Genomic DNA, 19,157 nt, shown 5'->3' with positions numbered 1-19,157 from the left:
CTTCCGATCTAGTTAGTGGTTGTTTAATACTTACTCCCCCCACCTCTCCACCTCCCCACCCTACTCCTGTGCAGAGTAGAACTGTTGGGCGTAAAAATGAGCATACCGTCCTCCCTTAGACAAAAGAGAGGTATGAGTTCCAGACTCAACAACCTGTCCCTGTTCTAGAACGAGAATGCAATCAGCACGGCGAACGCTGCTGAGGCGATGGGCGATAATAAAGACGGTACGATTTTGCATCACTCGCTCGAGTGCTTCTTGAACTAGTGCTTCCGATTCCGAATCTAGGGCGGAGGTAGCCTCATCTAAGATGAGAATTCGTGGATCGTGTACAATTGCTCTTGCGATCGCCAGTCGTTGGCGTTGTCCTCCAGAGAGGTTGACTCCACGCTCACCCACCCAGGTGTGATAGCCTTGGGAAAATTGGGTAATAAAGGAGTGAGCGTTGGCAATTTTTGCTGCTTCCTGGATCGCCTCTAAATCCAATTCCTCCTGACCGTAACCAATATTTTGAGCGATCGTTCCCGAAAATAGAGTAATATCTTGAGGAACAATGCCAATTTGACGGCGGAGACTGTTTAGTGTGACGTTGCGGATATCAATATCATCAATCAGAATCTGACCAGACTGAGGATCATAGAAACGAAGTAACAGATTAATTAACGTTGATTTACCTGCACCAGAGGAACCAACCAAGGCAATGACATTGCCAGGAGAAGCACACAAACACAGATCCTTTAAGACTGGTTCGCCGAGATTGTAGGCAAAACTGACATGACAATACTCTACCTTGCCAATGACTCGTGGCAGTTCTTTGGCATCTGGTTTTTCATTGAGACTAGGCTGTCTTGCCATTAATTCAAAGATGCGCTCTACAGAGGCTTCAGTCTGCTTGTACTCGTTGAAATTGCTGATCAGGAGGTCGATAGGTTGAATCAGTAAAGCCACAGCAGCTAAGAAACTAATAAACCCTTGAGCAGTCAAATTTCCTTGGGAAATCTGCCATCCTCCCAATAAAAACAGCAGCATAATACTAACTGCTTCCAAAAAACCTACTACTGGAAACTGAATAGATTTGAGCTGTTGAGCGCGATACTTAGCTTGGCGATTGCGTTCTGCTTCCTGATTAAATCGCTTGACTTCATACTCTTGTGCTGCAAAAGCTTGAACAACCCGAATACCGCTAAATACTTCAGTTAGCATCGCAGACAGATTAGAAACATGATTTTGACTCTGACGAGATAGGATAAGTAATCGCTGACCAAATAGTCCGATTAGCCAAGCCATCAAAGGAGCCAAAAGCAAACCAGCCAGAGTCAGCGGCCAATTCAGGTAAAGCATGTAAGCGGGAATCGCGATTAACTGCAAGAAATTGGAGACAAACTGATGAGATAACTTGTCAACAATCTCCCCTACCCGGTCGATATCTTCAGTCAAGCGATAAGTCAGATCACCCGTCTGTGTGGTTTCAAAATAATCCAATCCGAGTTTGTGCAGATGAGCATAGACTCGCTTACGCAAATTTAAAACCATGTTCAGAGCGGCAGCGATCATAAAGATATTCTGCCCGTATTGAAAAAGCCCGCGAACCAAAAACACCAGAGTGGCTAGTCCGAGCCAGTAGGCAATCTGATTAACATTTCCCTGACCAACAAAAAAAGCGACCTGACCTGCTAGGTAGGGCAGTAATAAGGTAAACAGCACAAATCCTAAAATACAGACTGACCCCTTAACTAACAGCGGCCATTGGGGCCACAGATAAGGCAACAGTTGCCAGTAACTAGAGCGGACTTTCATATCTTTAAAAATTACTTCTTGAGAGTTAGCAGCTTGAGCAGCAATTTCTACTTCTACTAAGGAACGCGAACTAAATAAAATACACAACCGCACCCCCCAGTCCCTCTCCTTGCTCTTGCTAAGGAGAACCTCACCCCTAGCCCCTCTCCTTGCTAAGGAGAGGGGTGCCGTAGGCGGGGTGAGGTAAATATGTAAATTAATTGCATGTTATTAGTCCATAATCCTAAGTTTCCCCTAGATAGGTTAGCAGAAAGCGGGCAATTCTCTCAGACGCACCAGGCGGGCCAAATCTTTCCGGGCCATTTTCTTTGCATTTAGCGAGGTAGTCAGAATCTTGCACAGTCTCGATGACTCGTCGAGCTGCTTGCTGAAGAATCTCAGGAGTTGCTGGCTTAGTGCCGATGGTTTGGGCATTTATACCCAACAGCCGCGTTTGCGCCTCTGCAAATTGATAGGTAAATTGAGGGCCTTCTCCGGGAATTTGGATGACAGGTTTTCCGCTTGCTACTGCTAGATCCACCGCCAAGCCTGCCATACCAAGAATGAGGGTAGAGTAAAATACAATGTCATTAAACGCATCTGAGTAACATCTCACTTCCACAGGAGAACTTCCAGCAGCAGCATAGGTGAGTATGCCTTGCTCGTGCTGCCAACCTTGACTTTTAGCAATGTCGTCTAGTTCCAACATCAAATTTGGTACTAAAGCTGCGTAAAATTGTAGTTTTTGCCCGGATTCCAATTTGGCAATTTCTCGCACCAGTTGCAGCTGCAAACAAAAATTTCGTGCGGCTTCAGGCATCCGTGATCCTGGCAGAAGAGCGATCGCGGGAACATCCGGTATCAGGTGTAAGTTTTTACCAGTGGGGACGAGCCTATCTAAAGCAGGGATACCACCAAATTTAGCTTTAGCTAAACCTTGCCGTTGCAGGTCAGAAGCTGTATAGGGATCTCTGGTGAAAACAGCCAGACAACGGGAAGAATTGAGATCGTGCCATAGAAGCGGATTGAGACGCAACCGCCCTTCGTAGAGAGCAGAAAGGCAAGAAATAAAAGAGACGAAAGGGCGCTTTGTTAAATAAGCAAATGTTTGGGAAATAAAATCCCCAGTAGCCATAATCAAATCACACTCAGGAGCATACTGTAACACCGCTTGTAACTGACGCCACGTTAACCCAATCAATCCCGATTGAAAATCTTTGAGCAAATACAGACGCCTCATATAGAAGAATCCCCCAGAGGGCATCGTTTGCGTCGGCCCAATAATGGGGATGTTCAAGCTGCGGTAGGCTTTTCCCTCCCCCACAATCGGCATTGCCGCCATTTCCAGAGAAGGACATAATTGGCGCAGGGTTTGAATAACATGAGAGGTGTGGTTGTCCTCTCCATGACCGTTACTGATAAACAAAATTCGCTGAGAAGGCATATTGGGAATTGGGGATCGGGGATTAGGGATCGGGGATCGAAGTATATTTTGAAAATAGAGTATCAGAGAGCTAACTTAGCGGCAAACCCGTTATCCAAAAGGTCAAAGTCATAAAATGACTTTTGATTTCCAAGGCAGCGCTATAAGCCGGGAGCATCCCAAATTTTCAAAACAAAAAACGAAATAGCTCCAATTAACACTCTGCGCTCCTTTGCGTTAATCTCTGCGAGCCTCTGCGTTAAAAAAAACTCAAACATTTAAGATCCTCCCTACTAGGCTCTTAACTTCTGAAAAATTTCCCATGCTCGAATTATCTTTCCTTGCATGAGTGCAGCAACTCCATGCAATGCTTGAATTTCTTTTAATTCAGGGTTTTTAGCCAAGCTCGGTTGGAGAGATTTTTCCGCAGCACCAGGCTGCCAATTATAGATTTGCACAAAGGCTAAATATGCCCAAGCGTAAGGATTTTCTGAGTCTAGCTGAGTAACTTTTTCTAAAGCTTCTATTGCACCATTAACTTTTTTCTGCAATACGTTGGCTAAAGCCAAAGCGTAAGCCCAGTCACGGTTTTGCGAAACATGCTGCAATCTATATGCCAAACTCAATCGCGCCTGTTCCAAATAATCTTGGATAGGATCGTATTGATTAATACGTGCAATTTCTGCAAATAATTGCTCTAATGCCTTTCTACCTTGAGGTAAATTTGCTGCTAAATTTCTTAATTGCGTGATTAAATCCAACTCTGGCGCAGTCGTAGCAGCGGCTTGGGAATCAATTTGCAATGTTACTTTTGGTACAGGGATTGAATAACTTTCCCCCGAAACTCGGTTGAGGTAAATAGCCTCTAAAATATAATTTCCTGGCGCAATATCAGCAGGTGGTAACATTGCCATTCTTTCAGTAATTTGGAATGTGCCTTGAGGTTTGTTTGCACCTGCATATAAATTTCCCATGCCGATACCATGATCATGTATCCATGAAATCTCCTCCTTATCCTTGCTGAGGTTTTTCCAAGTGAGTAATACTATCCCGTTTTGCAGTTCTTCCCAAGCGCCAGTCCACTCATAAGTTACAGATACTGCTACTCCTGGTGGAGTTTTTTCTGGTACTGTGACTTGCAATAGAGCAATCTTAGTTTGTGGTTGTTCTGGGGAAATTGCTTTGACTTCTATGGGCGGGGTTTTTTGATGATAAAGCTTAAGAGTGCTGCTATCGACAATCCAAGACTTGTGAAGTTGGAAATCGCCATCTTGCTCTACACTTTTAACTATCAGAGCTTGGGCTTTTGGGACTGAACCTTGTTTGCCTGTTTTGGTGAGGAACCATGAAAGCGATCGCGCATCCTGTTTGACAAATTTCTTTTTTATTCCTACCTGTCGTCCGTAAACTTGAGAATTTGCCAATCTACCGTAGTAATTTAAATTATGCTGGTTAATTTTTGTGGTGGATGGCAATACTCCCAATGTGGAACGCAAATATGGTTCTGTGGCAATGATTTGGGCAATTATCTGGCGATGAGGTAACTCCTGTTTCATATAAGGGTAATGCTGGCCATTGGGACTCAAAGCTAATGTCATTCCATTACCAACCAAGCCGCCAATGGGAAACAAGTTAAATACCATTAAAAGCACTGCCAAACCAAAAGTACCCCAGCGAATGCGCTGCGCCCAAAGACTTCGGAAGCGGGTAAATCCATATGCTAATAATACTGAAAGAGTAGGTAAATAAGGCAACACATATCGAGCATCTTTGTTTGGGTTTAAAGATGACAGGAAGTAAGCACCTACCAAAAAGATTGCTAACCATTGGAGTGAGGAGGTACTCTGAGGCACAGATGTGATGAAAATTTTCTCTTTGTCTCCCACTCTCTGCGTCTGAATGCCTTTTAATGAACGTCCCCAATAAATAAGCAATGCAACTATCGGTACAACTAACAAAGGCAATGACACCTGTTCTGGTAATTGTTCCCAATAGTAAGTCCAAGCTTGCAGTGTATTCAGGGGTGCATCACCTTCTGCGATCGCAGAATCTATTGTTGCCCGTTTGCCAGAGGTCAGAATCAGCAACCAATTGGTGCGATACCAGGGACTAAACACCAATATCGACAAACATAAAGCCCCTAGTAACTGGAATAACTTTCCCCAACAACGTTGACGAAGTGCGCCAAACCCTACCCATACTATCGGTGTCAGCAGAAAAAATAACGCTGTCTGCTTCACCATTAATGCCAAACCCAAGGATAAGCCAAAAGCTGCTGCCCAGAGGATATTGGGAGAGTGAGAGAATTCACAGCTTTCCACCTTCTGCCTTCTGCCTTCTGCCTTCTGTCTTCTGCCTTTGACTTTCCAAAGTGTCAGGCAAAAAAAACTGAGGGTGACAACAGCTGCAAGGGGATAATCGAGGAGAAAATCTAAGCGTAATTTATAAAGCGCAGGCATGACTTGACAGAGTGCAGCTGCCCACAAACCTACAGTTTCGCTAAATAATATTGCACCTAATCCATAAATTGAACCTAATAAAACAGCACTAAATAACAGCATAATTAGTGCAGCTTGATCTGGCCCAGTGCCAAAAATATTTTGAACAACAGCCGCAACAATGTAAGTTAAGGGTGGGATTTTAGAAGATAACATCCAAAAATTTTGCCACCATTGGCTATCCCAGAATTGGGGATGCTGCAATGCTTGCCAATAAATCAAAGTGCCAGTTAAATAATCTGCCTGATCCCAAGCTGGAATAGAATTGTCTAAAGCAAACCAGATGCGATCGCACACCGCACCCAATAGCCAAATCATGCTGAGTATCAGTAAATTCTTAAACTGTTTGTGCCGATTTTTTGGATGATTCATAAACCAGGAAGACTATAATCGTTAGTTATTTGTTGTTTGTTGTTGGTTCTTCTCAACAATCAACCATCAACTACCAACTAACAACTAATAAATTAAATTTTTCCTCATTTTTACATGAAGAATTCCAGCTTCTTCAAAAACTTCTCCTTCTTGCTGAAAACCTAGTTTTTGATATAAACCTTTTACATACTCTTGAGCATTAATTAAAACTTCTGGGATATTTTTACTAGCTATGACTTCGAGTGCTTTTTCTGTAATTTTCTGACCAATGCCCTGTCCTCTTGCCATTCCTAACACGGCTAATCTTTCTATTTTTGCGGTTTTCTCATCCAAATATCTAATCCTGGCTGTACCTACGCATTCTCCATTTAAATAAGCAATCAGCTGATCACATATCTCATCTAGACCATCAAAATCTAAATCTTGTTCCACTCCCTGTTCTACCTGAAAAACTACCCTTCTAATTTTCTCAATTTCTAGTAACTCTTCAGGTATATGAGCAACTCTGATTGTTAAATTACTCATCATTTCACTCTAAATTTTCTGATTTTACCCCTTTAGATCTTGCACCTCATTTTTTGTCCGCCAATAAATAAATTTCCAAGGCTCAAAGCTCAAGTAAGCTAAAGCTTACTGGATATACATTCGAGTTAGTTTTAACGAACTTGGGCTATGAACCTTGAACTTTAGTTGAGTGGCTACAATATTATTCTGCTCCTTCAATCGGCGCAAAACCTTGCCGTTGAATATTCTCCGTAATGGTACGTGGTTCTAGAAATTGCAGCAAGTAATCAGGACCACCAGCTTTAGAACCAACTCCAGAAAGCTTGAAACCACCAAAAGGCTGTCTTGCGACTATAGCACCGGTGATGGTGCGGTTAATGTACAGATTCCCGACTTCAAAATCTTCTTGTGCTTTTTGAATGTGGGATGGCGTGCGAGAGTAAAGTCCCCCAGTCAAAGCATAGTTGGTACTATTGGCAATTGACAAAGCCTCCTGGAAATTGTTCGCCTTGATGACGGCGACGACAGGGCCAAAAATTTCTTGTTGAGCAATTACTGCATTTGGCGATACATCTGTAAAGATTACTGGGCCAATAAAATACCCATTCTCTGGTGCAGGCATTTCCAAAGCAACCTTTGCTTCTGCCTTGCCTTTTTCAATATACTCGCGAATGCGATCGCGTGCATTAGCATCAATTACGGGCCCTACCTTAGTACCAGGTAACTCCGCCGCACCGACGTTTAGCGATTTGGTTGCTTCTGTAAAACGCCGTACAAAGCTATCGTAAATAGCAGTGTGAACAATCACCCGTGAACAAGCAGAACATTTTTGACCGCTGTAACCAAATGCCGATTGCACAACACCTATGATAGCTTGGTCTAAATCAGCACTTTCATCCACGATAATTGCATTCTTGCCTCCCATCTCTGCAATTACTCGTTTCATATGCTTTTGACCGGGTTTTAGGTTGGCAGCTTCTGCGTAAATTCTACACCCTACTTCTTGAGAGCCAGTAAAAGCAATTACATGGGTATCGATATGATTCACCAAATAAGCACCAACTTGGGAACCCTTACCTGGCACGTATTGAAATACACCTTTAGGTATACCAGCATCAACTAAGACTTCTGTCAGTTTCGCTGCAATTACCGATGATGTTTCCGCAGGTTTGAGGAGGGTACAATTACCTGCAACTAAAGCTGCAACTGTCATTCCCGTGGCGATCGCTAACGGAAAATTCCAAGGAGAAATGACGACTGCAATTCCCCGTGGCTGGTAAATATAACGATTTGTCTCGCCCGCAACGTCGTAATTATAACCTTGCTCCAGCCGTTCCATCTCCACAGCATAGTAGCGACAGAAGTCGATCGCCTCACTGACTTCTGCGTCTGCTTCTCGCACTGTTTTTCCGACTTCCAGCACAATCCAAGCAGCAAGTTCGGCGCGACGCTGTTCCATTAAATCAGCAGCTTTGTGCAAGATACCAGCACGTTGTTGAACGGGTGTTTTGCGCCAACTAGGAAAGGCTGCTTTTGCAGCTTGCATTGCCTGTTCTGCTTGTTCGACACTTGAAAGACCAATTTTACCAACTACTTCAGTGTAATTTGAAGGGTTAACAGAATTGATCATTTCTTGGGTGTTAACATACTCACCATTAATTAACGGCAGATAGGTTTTACCAAGTTGCTGGCGGACAGTTTGCAAGGCTTGTTGTGATTCCTTTCTTGATTCTTCCTCTGCATAATCTGTATCTGCCGCACGCACAAATTTGACAGCAGTTTTTCCGTTTTCTTCTAGATTTCTAAACTCTCTTCTGCCATCTCCCCTGGCAACTTTGTCGTCTGTGTCTGTTGCTAAAAGTTCTCTTCTGCCATCTCCCCTAGCAACTTTCTCTTTGTCTTCCTGTTTGAAGGTTGGGGGTGCTAGTAGTTCTTCTACAGGACGATTTTCCAAATTTTGTCTTAAGAAGGAACTATTGGCAGTATTTTCTAACAATCGACGAATCAGATAGGCCATTCCGGGGAGAAGTTCACCGTAGGGACAATAAACGCGGACGCGATAACCCTGATCAACTAAGGCTTTGGCGAGTTTGTCACCCATCCCGTAGAGGACTTGCATTTCAAAGCAACGACTAGGAACTTTTAAACTTTGGGCGATCGCTATAGCATGAGCTTGCGATCGCACGTTATGGCTACCAATGGCAGCATAGACATATTGATGATTTTCCAGCAATAACTGGGTAATGTTCTCAAAGTTGGCATCCGTTGCCGCTTTGTCGTTGTAAACTGGCTGTGGCCAATGTTTCTGTTCTGCTTTGATGGTTTCTTGATCCCAGTACGCACCTTTTACTAGGCGAATTGTCATGGGATAACCACGTTCTTTTGCCCAATCAATTAATGCTTTAGCATCTTGTTCGCTGTCGCGCAGATATGCTTGGATGGTCATGCCAATATCTGTACGGGCGCGAAACTCTTCTTCTAGTAAAAGTTTTTTCAGAATGTTGAAGATTAAATCTTTGTACTCATACTGTTCCATATCAAAGTGAACAGCAACACCCAACTCCTTAGCACAACGCAAAAGAATACGAATGCGATCGCTTACCCTTGCTTCACTACCTTGAGGATCTAATGAATCAAACTGGGAGTAAAAAGCCGTCAACTTGACAGAAACCTGAACTTTCGGCAATGGTTCACCATCTGCTTGATCAATTAACGGCACAGTTGCCCAATTCTTCGCTGCTTCTGCTAATTGTTGCATCAAATCAAGATAGCGTTCTAGATAAGATTGTGCTTCTGCTTCCGTAATTACCGCCTCACCTAGTAAATCTACGGTGAAAGCCATCTTCTCCTTACGCAGTCGCTCAATCGTCTTGAGTACCTGTTTGATATTTTCTCCAGCAATATATCTATGAGCTAATGTTTCTACTGCTGTAGCCACAGTTGTAGCAGCAACCTGTCCTGGCATGGAATCAGGATTGGCAAAATTTAACATTCCCTTTAAGGCAGATGGTAATTCTACGATCTCATCGCCTAAATATTCCTGTAAGTGTGCGGCAATTTCCGATTTGCTATGTAAAGCAGGTAAAGTATCTATGAAACGAAATAACTGCACTCGCAATCCGGGATTGCTCATCGCCCAAGCCAGTATTCGATCATCCCAGCGCATCTGATCGCGTAACGCCGAGAAGAAATTACGATTTTCTTGGGTTGCTCCTAGCAAAACTTTGGCAATTTCTTGGGTTTTTGCTTCGTAGGCACTAGTTTTTACTTGTAAAACCACAGATAACAAACTCCTTGTATAACAGTTATCAGTTATCAGTTATCAGTAAACTTAAAAACCCCAACCTTCCCCTTACTAAGGAGAGGTAGGTAATTTATTCTTTTCTCCCCCTTAGCAAGGCTACGCTGTTAAACACAAGTCTGAAACCCTAACCCTCCTCTTTACAAGGGAAAGGAACTGGATCTTTTGTTTCTCCCCGAATATCGGGGGGATTAACGGGGGTAAATCCAACTTGTTTATACACGGTAGCTTAGCTAGGTAGGATTTAAGGGGGTCTTTCAGTGATTTGTGTAAGAGATTTACTAAAATAACTGATCACTGCAACACCTATGTATTCTATTTTCGCTCTTTGATTTTGTAGCCACCACATCCAGATTTGGAGGATATGAGTTATGCAAAATCGCCAAAAAGCTTCATTTGTTTAACCACCATGACGCCAATAACGCTAAGGACTGTAGAGTGTGCGTCAGACTTAAGCAGTATGTAGACAAGGGTTACAGGTGATTCTCTGGTTTATGCATCAACATATCTTTATGGTAGTTTAAAGATAAGTACACATTTTGCAACAAATTACTCTGACCCTGATGACTGGAGAATAAAACCTTGGGAGTAGAACTACGCAGTTTCGTATTTCTTGATAGCTTGCAACCTCAACACGCAGCATATATGGGAACGGTAGCTCAAGGTTTTTTGCCATTACCTGGGGATACATCACTGTGGGTGGAAATCTCGCCTGGGATTGAGATTAATCGGATTACAGATGTGGCGCTCAAAGCTGCTTCTGTTCGTCCGGGAGTACAGGTAGTTGAACGACTATACGGTTTATTGGAAGTTCATTCTGCTTCCCAAGGGGAAACACGAGCAGCTGGTCAAGCAATTTTAGCAACACTAGGAGTCAGAAGAGAAGAATGTCTCAAACCGCGTGTTGTTTCTAGCCAGATTATCCGCAACATTGATGCTTACCAAACGCAATTAATTAATCGTACGCGTCGCGGACAATTGTTACTGGCAGGACAAACGCTGTATGTGTTGGAGGTTGAGCCTGCTGCTTACGCCGCCCTCGCTGCGAATGAAGCTGAGAAAGCAGCAGCGATTAATATTTTGGAAGTGCAAGCGGTGGGGAGTTTTGGACGGCTGTATTTGGGTGGACAAGAACGGGACATTCTTGCAGGTGCAGCCGGAGCATTAACGGCAATTGAAAGTGTAGCAGGTAGGACAAATCCCCTGGCAGTGCGTCAGGAATAAAGGAGACAACATGGCAAATCAAGAGCATCTGGCTTTGCTGAAAGCTGGTGCAATCACGTGGATGGAGTGGAGAGAAAAAAACCCCGATATTGAACCAGATTTGAGTGGTGTTGATCTCTATGAAGCAAATTTGGCTGAAGCTAACTTGAGTTTTGTTAATTTTAGTGTTGCTAATTTAAGTTTTGCCAAACTTACCCAGGCAAATTTGAGCTATGCCAATTTGATTGGAGTTAATTTGAGTCAAGCCAATCTCAAAAACGCTGTGCTTGCTGATGCTAATTTAATTGGGGCTGAGTTAAAAGGTGCAAACTTGAGAGGTGCTGATTTGGGTACAGCCAAGCTGCACCGCACTAATCTCTGTTTTGCCAACCTCATCGAGGCTAATTTGATAGGGGCAGATTTGAGCAAAGCAAACCTGCACGAGACGGAATTAATAGGAGCTAATCTTTATAAGGCTGATCTTTATCAAGTAAATCTCAGTAAAGCTCATTTGAGTAGTGCTTATTTGTTACGGGCTAACCTGAGTGGAGCTGACTTGCGAGGTGCTGACTTACGATGGAGTAACCTTAAAGGGGCAAATTTAGCAGGTGCTAACCTCACAGGAGCGAAGTTAGCGGGGGCTAATTTGAATGGTGCGAATCTTCAGGATGCGATTATGCCTGATTGTTAGTACGGCTTTGCGTAAACTTATAATTTTTTTTAAACGCAGAGGGGCGCAGAGTAAGCGCAGAGGGGCGCAGAGTTTTTCAAAGTACATCGGTGTTTATCGCTGTGCATCAGTGTACCCTGCGGGAAGCCTATGAGCGCGTCTACGATTTATAAAAAGACTATCTTTTGTGGGCATTCCTATGCCCTTTTCCAAGTACCGTGAAAACTATGGGGAATCACACTTGGTAGTTCTAGCTTACACACAGGTTCTTCATTTAACCGATGGGCGTCAAAAACCCAAACTTGACTACGATCGCAATTGCCATCATAGACAACAGTTAAAATCCAAGCTTGTTCTGGGTTGTCGGCGTCTGTAGCGTAGATGGGTTCACTAGGATAGCGATTTTCACCCAAGTCTGCTTCGGTGAGAGTTTCGGTTTTGTGATCGTAGCAGGCGATCGCATTTAATATTTCTTGGCTAATGTCTGTTTCTTGTCGAGAGATGGAAAAATAAGTGTAGCGCGAGGCTTGTCCGACCTTTTTAGGTGGGACGCTGGGGAATTCACAATGGCGATCTAATATTTTTTGAATGTTTGTTACTGCACTGTTTTGAGGATTTATGCGAACTCGCGTCAATGTACTCTTGGCTGGTGTGTGAGTCTCACCAAACGCTACTTCTTGCAGAAACAGGTTTGTCTGAAAGTCCTGATAGCGGGCAATATCTACAACGACTTCACCGCTAGCATCTAGATAACCATTGGCAAAATGCCACTGGAACCAAGGTTCTGTTTCTCCCCGACTTACCAAGGAAAGTGTTTGACGATCAAAGATTAAAATTTGCGTTCCTACCTGGGGTTGCCATTGGAGACACTCACTATAAGTATTTATTCCAAGGACAACGGGAAGAATATTCAAGCGAACAGCAGGAACAAAAAAGACAAGATATGGCCCTGCTAGGACAAAATCATGTATGACAGGCAATCCTTCTAGGGGAAACTGCGCTTTTTGGATAATCTTACCTGTCCAATCACTTTTAAAAAGATTGAGTGTGCCATTATTGCCAATGGAGACACCAAAGTTAAAAATTTCTTTGGTGTGTAAATCTACACTAGGATGAGCAGAATAGGGCAAGCCTTTCTCAAGTCCGCCCAAATTGTCTGAACCTTTGGTTTCTAGTGTTTCTAAGTCTAAGGCATAGGGATGACCACCTTCCCACAAAGCCAATAATTTATCAGGTAATGCTAGTACTGAGGTATTGGCAACATTTTTAATTGGCTTTAACCATCGATTCCAAAATGCTCCCGGTGCTGTCATCCCGTAGTTGCCGTAAAGCAGTTTACCTGCTACTGTTTCTTCTTTGTAACCATCTGTTTGGACGTAGCGATAGACAGCAGTAACACCCCCCCTGTCCCCCCCTTGGTAAGGGGGGGTAAGAGAAGAGGAGTTGAAGTGCACTCCCAGAATTGCACCATCTCCATCAAACCAGTGTCCCACATGAATCCCGCCCCGCTCTAGTCGTGCCGGACCATTGCGATATAGTGTGCCGCGTAAACCAGGTGGGATTGTGCCAGAGATTACAGGTAGGGGGGTAAGTGGGAATTCTTGGGCGGGTTTAGCGATCGCATTTGTCCAAGTTTTTTTTCTTAACTTTTCGTTAATTAAAGCCATAGAAAATTTACCGAAGAAAGGGTGTAAGGAGGTAGGAAAATAGCTTGAATTATACTCCTACATCCCACACCCCTACACCCCGGATCCTATATCCCGATTCAACATATGCTTAAGCTATTTAATAACAAAATAATTGCCTTTACTGTCACTGTCTTAGTAGCTATATTAGTAGCCTGCAATTCCCAAAATCTAGCTAACATAAACTCCCGCCAAGGGAACGTGATCTTTATCCATCCGGATGGGACAAGTGCATCTCACTGGGGAGCAGCGCGGATGCTTTACCTTGGCCCTGATGGTAGACTCAATTGGGATAAAATGTCCCACCTGGCTGTGTATTTGGGACACATGAAAAACCAACTCACTGCTACTTCTAACGCTGGTGCGGTCACTCACGCTACAGGAATGAAAGTCAATGCTGACTCTTTCGGATTGAATGAAACTTTACAACCCGTAGTAGCCTTTTCTGGTCAACCTCAAACGATTATGGAACAAGCGATCGCTAAAGGCAAGGGAACGGCGATCATAAACTCTGGAATGATTCACGAACCGGGAACAGGTGCGTTTGTTGCCAAAGCAGCCAATCGTCGCGAATTTGCCGAAATCACCAAGCAAATTGTTCTGTCTGGAGTCGATGTGATCATGGGTGGTGGCGAGATGTGGTATCTACCCAAAGGTACAGCCGGAAGACACGCCACTGCTGAGCAAAGTCAACGTCAAGATGGCATAAATTTGATCGAAGAAGCTAAACAAAAGGGTTATACCGTGGTTTATACACGCGATGAACTTTTGCAATTACCAGCAAATACTAAGAAAGTATTAGGTATTTTTGCTGCCGACGATACTTATAACGATGCGCCAGAAGAAGAATTGAAACAGCAGAATTTGCCCTTGTATGTACCGACAGCACCGACAGTTGCGGAAATGCTGGATGCAACTTTAAAGATAGTGTCGCAAAACTCAAATGGTTTTTTTGTGGTTGTGGAAGAAGAGGGTAGCGATAACTTTTGTAATTTTAATCACGCAGCTGGTTGCATAGAAGCAGTCAAACACGCTGATGATGCTGTGGGCGTGGCGATGAAATTTATTGAGAAAAATCCGCATACTTTGTTGGTGACAGCCGCAGATAGCGATGCTGGAGGATTGGAAGTAGTGGGAGTCACACAGAAGGATTTCCCTTTAGATAAGCCTTTGCCAGAAAAAGGCGAAAACGGTTCACCTTGGGATGGCAAAGATGGAACTGCTACTTTACCGTTTGTCTCTGCACCAGACAAAGAAGGTAAACGCTTTCCGTTTGCGATCGCTTGGGCTGGTTTAGGTGATTTTACAGGTGCTATTGTAGCCAAAACACATGGTTATAATGCTGAGTTGCTACGCAATACTGTAGATAACACAGATATTTATAAGTTGATGTACCAGACATTGTTTGGTAAAAGTTAAAACTTTTGGCTTGATAATAAGACAGAAGGCAAGATAACCAGCATCCTCCCCGATCTCGCTTAGGGTTGGGGAGGGGTTTCATATTATTCATTCATGTGTTGTATTCTTTTTTCAAACTGATGTGAGTCTGTTTTTCTCCTTGGAACCAATTGTGAAACTTGCTTGTTTAAGACAGTTAAGCCATAGCATCAAAAGCGATCGCCCAAATTAGTTAACCTAGACAATAAGATTAAATCTACCCCAAGTCAGATGCGAGCAAGTACTTGGAAGCTTTACCTGGGGTGTGGTCAAATAAATAGATTAATACATTTAAGGAATGTTGCCACTTATGAAACGAACTATGACTTGGACAACAGCATTCTTGGCTTCTTGTACTCTCCTACTTACGGCCTGTGGTGGTGGGAATACTGATACAAGTAATACCGGTACAAATACAGCCACCAACACCTCAACAACAACAAGTATATCTGGCCCCATACCCATTGGTATTGCCTTTGCCCAAACCAGCAACGTCGCATTACTTGGTCAAGAAGGGGTGGCGGGTGCAAAAATTGCTGAGAAATATTTTAATGACCAAGGAGGAATTAACGGTAAGAAAATTAAGCTGATATTTCAAGATGCAGGTGGCGATGAAGCTGGAGCAATTAACGCTTTTCAAACTTTGATTAATAAAGATAAAGTTGTCGGTATTATCGGCCCGACTTTATCACAACAAGCCTTTAGTGCTGCTCCGATTGCTGAACGGGCAAAAACACCAGTAATTGGTGCATCTACTACAGCTAAAGGTGTTCCTGAAATTGGTGATTATATTGCTCGTGTATCTGCATCAGTTTCTGTTGTTGCACCTAATTCTGTGAAAGCTGCACTGAAGCAAAATCCTAATATTAAAAAAGTAGCGGTTTTTTATGCTCAAAATGATGCTTTTAACAAATCAGAAACGGAAATTTTTCAGAAAACAGTTAAAGATCAAGGACTAGAATTAGTAACAGTCCAAAAATTTCAAACTACTGATACCGATTTTCAAGCGCAAGCTACCAATGCCCTGAATTTAAAACCAGATTTAATCATTATTTCTGGTTTGGCTGCTGATGGTGGTAACTTAGTACGGCAGTTGCGAGAATTGGGTTACAAAGGCACTATTATTGGTGGCAATGGTTTAAATTCATCAAATGTATTGTCTGTGTGTAAAGCTCTCTGTGATGGTGTTATGATTGCTCAAGCTTATAGTCCAGAACATCCAGGGGAAATTAACGCTGCATTTCGCAAAGCATACGTAGAGCAATACAAAAAAGAACCACCCCAATTTAGCGCTCAAGCTTTTACAGCAGTGCAGGTGTATGTAGAAGCTTTGAAAGCTTTAGATCAAAAAACCAAAATTAACACCCTTCCTATAGATAAACTGCGGACAGAATTAAACAAACAAATACTGGCAGGTAAATACAAAACACCTCTTGGTGAAATTTCATTTACTCCAGAAGGCGAAATTGTGCAGAAAGACTTTTATGTTGCTCAAATTAAAATGGAAAAAGATGGCAACAATGGAAAATTTGCATTTCTCAAATAATTTTGTAATTTTCCACCAATTTGATATCTAGTAGCACTTAAGAAATATCTTTGTTTTTTGCTATTTATTCGCGTAATTTGTAGTTAATTGTTTAATATTAACTAGGCTAACGCACAGTTCACGAAAAAACAAACCGCTAACTTCCAATGGATATCACTCTATTTTTACAACAGTTTTTAAACGGTTTATCTATTGGCAGCGTCTACGCCATCTTTGCTTTAGGATATACCCTGGTTTACTCAATTTTGGGCATCATTAATTTAGCTCATGGTGCAATTTTTACACTAGGTGCATATTTCACCTATACACTCGTTGGTGGCAGATTTGGATTTAATGGTTTGCTAGCAAATGCAGCCTTACCTCTACAATTGCCTTTTGCTTTAGCCTTGATTTTGGGAAGTATCATGGCGGGATTAGTAGGGGTAGTGGTCGAACGCATTGCCTTTTTACCCTTGCGCCAAAGGGGTTCCGACCCTCTTTTAACTGTTGTGTCTAGCTTGGGTGTGGCAGTGGTAATTGTCAATTTAATTCAATATCTAGTTGGTGCAGAAAGTTATACTTACCCAGCAGATACTTATGGTAATCTACCACCTGCAATTAACTTCGGTACAGCAGCAAACCCAATTCCCATCCGCACTGTACAGGTGGTGATTTTTGTAGTTTCAATGGTATTTGTTGCTATTCTGACTTATTTTATTAGTCGCACAAAATATGGTAAGGCTATGCAGGCGATCGCAGAAGATGAAACTACTGCCAGTTTATTAGGAATTAACTGCGATCGCTTTATTATTTTGACGTTTTTTATCAGCAGTTTTTTAGCAGGAGTGGCGGGAACTTTAGTCGCCTCCAGTGTGAGTATAGCCGGGCCATACTTTGGCATTGGTTTTGGGTTAAGGGGTTTAGCAGTAATTGTCTTGGGTGGTTTAGGTAGTATTCCCGGTGCAGTACTGGGGGGTTTGGTAATTGGCTTAGTGGAAGCGTTTGTTCCAGCAGAATACTCTGGCTACAAAGATGCTGTTGCTTTTGGAATTCTATTTATTATGCTCTTAGTTAAACCACAGGGTTTGTTAGGAAGGAAGTTTATTCAGAAGGTTTAAATCAGTGAACAGTGAACAAGGTATTAACAGTTTGAGTTGTGAATTGAGGTGGTGACAGTGGTTATATTTTTTAGAAGTCGAACACCGATGCACACTTATGGAACACGGATGGACATAGAGAGATTTGGCGTATGCTTTATAGTTAGTTCATATGATTATTGATCCTGAACAAGTTGCATTAGAAACGGGTTCTAATTACCCTGATGAATTTAAATCGATGGTTGCTGGAAGGATACGCCAACGGCTAGGTAATTTTGCTGGATTGAAGAATTTCGGGGTAAATTTGGTGAAGTTAGAACCTGGAAGTTCTTCTGCTTTGCGACATTGGCATTCTCGTCAAGATGAATTTATCTATGTTTTGGAAGGTGAGTTGACATTAATTACAGATGCGGGTGCAGAAGTTCTCAAACCAGGAATGGCCGCGGGATTCCCAGCAGGTGAAGCCAATGGACATCATTTGGTAAATCGTACATCAACAGTTGCAGTTTATTTGGAAGTAGGCGATCGCACTCCCAATGATGAAGCTATTTATCCTGATGATGATTTAATCACCAAAGCCAGTCCTGATGGTAGATCTAGGATTTTTGCACATAAAGATGGAACACTGTATTAAGGGATCAGGGTGTGGGGAGTAGTGAACAACTAACAACTAACAACTAACAACTAACTACTAACTACTAACAAATGACTGATTTTATTGCTACCTATGGTTCTTTAATTGTCTCTATGGTTTTGGGGGCGCTGCTGGGACTGTCCCTGTATTTGCCATTAATGGCTGGGCAATTGTCTTTAGCTAGCCCTGGATTTTATGCTTTAGGTGGATATATAGCAGCGATTCTTTCCACAACAGTTTTTACTTCTAGCGATAATCTTTTTCCGATTCCATTACTGTTGTTGGAAATGTTGATTGCTGGGATAGTTTCGGGATTGTTGGGTGTAGCAGTAGGAATTCCTGCTTTACGGTTGCGGGGAATTTATTTAGCGATCGCCACTATTGCTTTTGTAGAAGTTTTACGGGTTCTTTCCCTTAATTTGGAAATTACAGGTGGCGCTGTGGGAATTTTTGGTATTCCCCAACCTTTCCAAACACCTATTGAATATTTGTGGATTGCCCTACCATTACTAATCATTAGTATGGTGTTAATTTACCGTTTAGAACGTATTCGTGTGGGTAGGGCTTTAACAGCGATTCGTGAAGATGAATTAGCAGCAAGTGCTATGGGAATTAACCCCACCTACTATAAAGTTTTAGCTTTTACACTCGGGGCAATTTTAGCTGGAGTAGTTGGTGCAATTAGCGCTCATTTTCTCAATACCTGGAATGCCCGCCAAGGTACATTTGATGCCAGTATTATTTATCTAACTTTTGTCTTAATTGGTGGTTCGAGAACTTTTTTAGGTGCGGTGGTAGGAGGTATGTTATTTACAGCTTTACCAGAAGTTTTAAGAAGCATCGCAGATACAGCTGGTTTACCAACTTGGCTAGCGCAATTTTTAAGAGATGGCAGATTAATAATCTTTGGTTTACTAATAGTTTTGGGAACCATCTTTTTCCCCCAAGGACTTGTCACCCCAGATATTTTTAAAAGACGTAAATTTAATCAGACAAAAGATAGAATGCAGGAAACAAAATAAACAATTTTTT

13 protein-coding genes are annotated in these 19,157 nt (G+C 42.5%); 7 read left to right on the top strand and 6 right to left on the bottom strand.

Translation table 11 applies throughout. The features are described 5' to 3' along the window. Nucleotides 1-60: 60 nt before the first annotated feature. From NIES592_RS22145 to pruA, 5 genes are all read right to left on the bottom strand, one after another. Entirely contained in the window at nt 61-1,797 is a 1,737-nt protein-coding gene (locus tag NIES592_RS22145; protein ID WP_073556909.1) for an ABC transporter ATP-binding protein, read from the bottom strand. Between the two features lie 223 nt (nt 1,798-2,020). Next, a complete protein-coding gene (locus NIES592_RS22140) occupies nt 2,021-3,220 on the bottom strand; it encodes a lipid-A-disaccharide synthase-related protein (RefSeq protein ID WP_062250026.1) in 1,200 nt (399 codons plus the stop codon). 272 nt (nt 3,221-3,492) lie between these two features. Continuing rightward, complete coding sequence (locus tag NIES592_RS22135) at nt 3,493-6,069, bottom strand: ArnT family glycosyltransferase (protein WP_073556906.1); 2,577 nt, start codon at nt 6,067-6,069, stop codon at nt 3,493-3,495. 84 nt (nt 6,070-6,153) lie between these two features. Further along, nucleotides 6,154-6,594, bottom strand: a complete 441-nt coding sequence (locus NIES592_RS22130; protein WP_073556905.1) for a GNAT family N-acetyltransferase — start codon at nt 6,592-6,594, stop codon at nt 6,154-6,156. A gap of 181 nt (nt 6,595-6,775) precedes the next feature. Beyond that, entirely contained in the window at nt 6,776-9,853 is a 3,078-nt protein-coding gene (gene pruA, locus NIES592_RS22125; protein WP_073556904.1) for an L-glutamate gamma-semialdehyde dehydrogenase, read from the bottom strand. A gap of 603 nt (nt 9,854-10,456) precedes the next feature. Between pruA and NIES592_RS22120 the strand changes: the two genes are divergently transcribed. Beyond that, nucleotides 10,457-11,098 (top strand): microcompartments protein, encoded by a 642-nt coding sequence (locus tag NIES592_RS22120; RefSeq protein ID WP_016870301.1) that lies wholly within the window; start codon nt 10,457-10,459, stop codon nt 11,096-11,098. A 10-nt stretch (nt 11,099-11,108) separates the two neighbouring features. Beyond that, nucleotides 11,109-11,768 (top strand): pentapeptide repeat-containing protein, encoded by a 660-nt coding sequence (locus NIES592_RS22115; RefSeq protein WP_062250032.1) that lies wholly within the window; start codon nt 11,109-11,111, stop codon nt 11,766-11,768. Between the two features lie 176 nt (nt 11,769-11,944). Here NIES592_RS22115 and NIES592_RS22110 read toward each other — a convergent pair whose 3' ends face one another. Next, a complete protein-coding gene (locus tag NIES592_RS22110) occupies nt 11,945-13,414 on the bottom strand; it encodes a carotenoid oxygenase family protein (RefSeq protein ID WP_073556903.1) in 1,470 nt (489 codons plus the stop codon). 105 nt (nt 13,415-13,519) lie between these two features. Between NIES592_RS22110 and NIES592_RS22105 the strand changes: the two genes are divergently transcribed. From NIES592_RS22105 to NIES592_RS22085, 5 genes are all read left to right on the top strand, one after another. Beyond that, nucleotides 13,520-14,851 carry an alkaline phosphatase gene (locus tag NIES592_RS22105; RefSeq protein WP_073556902.1) on the top strand — a complete coding sequence of 444 codons (1,332 nt, stop codon included), beginning with the start codon at nt 13,520-13,522 and terminating at the stop codon, nt 14,849-14,851. A 328-nt stretch (nt 14,852-15,179) separates the two neighbouring features. Further along, nucleotides 15,180-16,415 carry an ABC transporter substrate-binding protein gene (locus NIES592_RS22100; RefSeq protein WP_073556901.1) on the top strand — a complete coding sequence of 412 codons (1,236 nt, stop codon included), beginning with the start codon at nt 15,180-15,182 and terminating at the stop codon, nt 16,413-16,415. Nucleotides 16,416-16,561: 146 nt separating this feature from the next. Then, the gene (locus tag NIES592_RS22095; protein ID WP_062250040.1) at nt 16,562-17,512 is read left to right on the top strand and encodes a branched-chain amino acid ABC transporter permease; all 951 of its coding nucleotides are present in this window, start codon (nt 16,562-16,564) and stop codon (nt 17,510-17,512) included. Between the two features lie 151 nt (nt 17,513-17,663). Next, nucleotides 17,664-18,125: a cupin domain-containing protein gene (locus NIES592_RS22090; protein ID WP_062250042.1), complete on the top strand. Its 462-nt coding sequence runs from the start codon at nt 17,664-17,666 to the stop codon at nt 18,123-18,125. Nucleotides 18,126-18,196: 71 nt separating this feature from the next. Next, nucleotides 18,197-19,147: a branched-chain amino acid ABC transporter permease gene (locus tag NIES592_RS22085; protein ID WP_073556900.1), complete on the top strand. Its 951-nt coding sequence runs from the start codon at nt 18,197-18,199 to the stop codon at nt 19,145-19,147. Nucleotides 19,148-19,157 lie beyond the last annotated feature (10 nt).

It is taken from the genome of Fischerella major NIES-592, assembly GCF_001904645.1.
Classification (GTDB): Bacteria; Cyanobacteriota; Cyanobacteriia; order Cyanobacteriales; family Nostocaceae; genus Fischerella; species Fischerella thermalis.
The sequence above is the reverse complement of the archived record's forward strand: the minus strand, read 5'-3'. Positions and strand labels throughout refer to the sequence as shown.

Bases quoted from the DNA above. Each gene is read 5' to 3' on its own strand.
- NIES592_RS22145 (WP_073556909.1), bottom strand. From the start codon at position 1,797: ATGAAAGTCCGCTCTAGTTACTGGCAACTGTTGCCTTATCTGTGGCCC.
- NIES592_RS22140 (WP_062250026.1), bottom strand. From the start codon at position 3,220: ATGCCTTCTCAGCGAATTTTGTTTATCAGTAACGGTCATGGAGAGGAC.
- NIES592_RS22135 (WP_073556906.1), bottom strand. From the start codon at position 6,069: ATGAATCATCCAAAAAATCGGCACAAACAGTTTAAGAATTTACTGATA.
- NIES592_RS22130 (WP_073556905.1), bottom strand. From the start codon at position 6,594: ATGAGTAATTTAACAATCAGAGTTGCTCATATACCTGAAGAGTTACTA.
- NIES592_RS22115 (WP_062250032.1), top strand. From the start codon at position 11,109: ATGGCAAATCAAGAGCATCTGGCTTTGCTGAAAGCTGGTGCAATCACG.
- NIES592_RS22110 (WP_073556903.1), bottom strand. From the start codon at position 13,414: ATGGCTTTAATTAACGAAAAGTTAAGAAAAAAAACTTGGACAAATGCG.
- NIES592_RS22105 (WP_073556902.1), top strand. From the start codon at position 13,520: ATGCTTAAGCTATTTAATAACAAAATAATTGCCTTTACTGTCACTGTC.
- NIES592_RS22100 (WP_073556901.1), top strand. From the start codon at position 15,180: ATGAAACGAACTATGACTTGGACAACAGCATTCTTGGCTTCTTGTACT.
- NIES592_RS22095 (WP_062250040.1), top strand. From the start codon at position 16,562: ATGGATATCACTCTATTTTTACAACAGTTTTTAAACGGTTTATCTATT.
- NIES592_RS22090 (WP_062250042.1), top strand. From the start codon at position 17,664: ATGATTATTGATCCTGAACAAGTTGCATTAGAAACGGGTTCTAATTAC.
- NIES592_RS22085 (WP_073556900.1), top strand. From the start codon at position 18,197: ATGACTGATTTTATTGCTACCTATGGTTCTTTAATTGTCTCTATGGTT.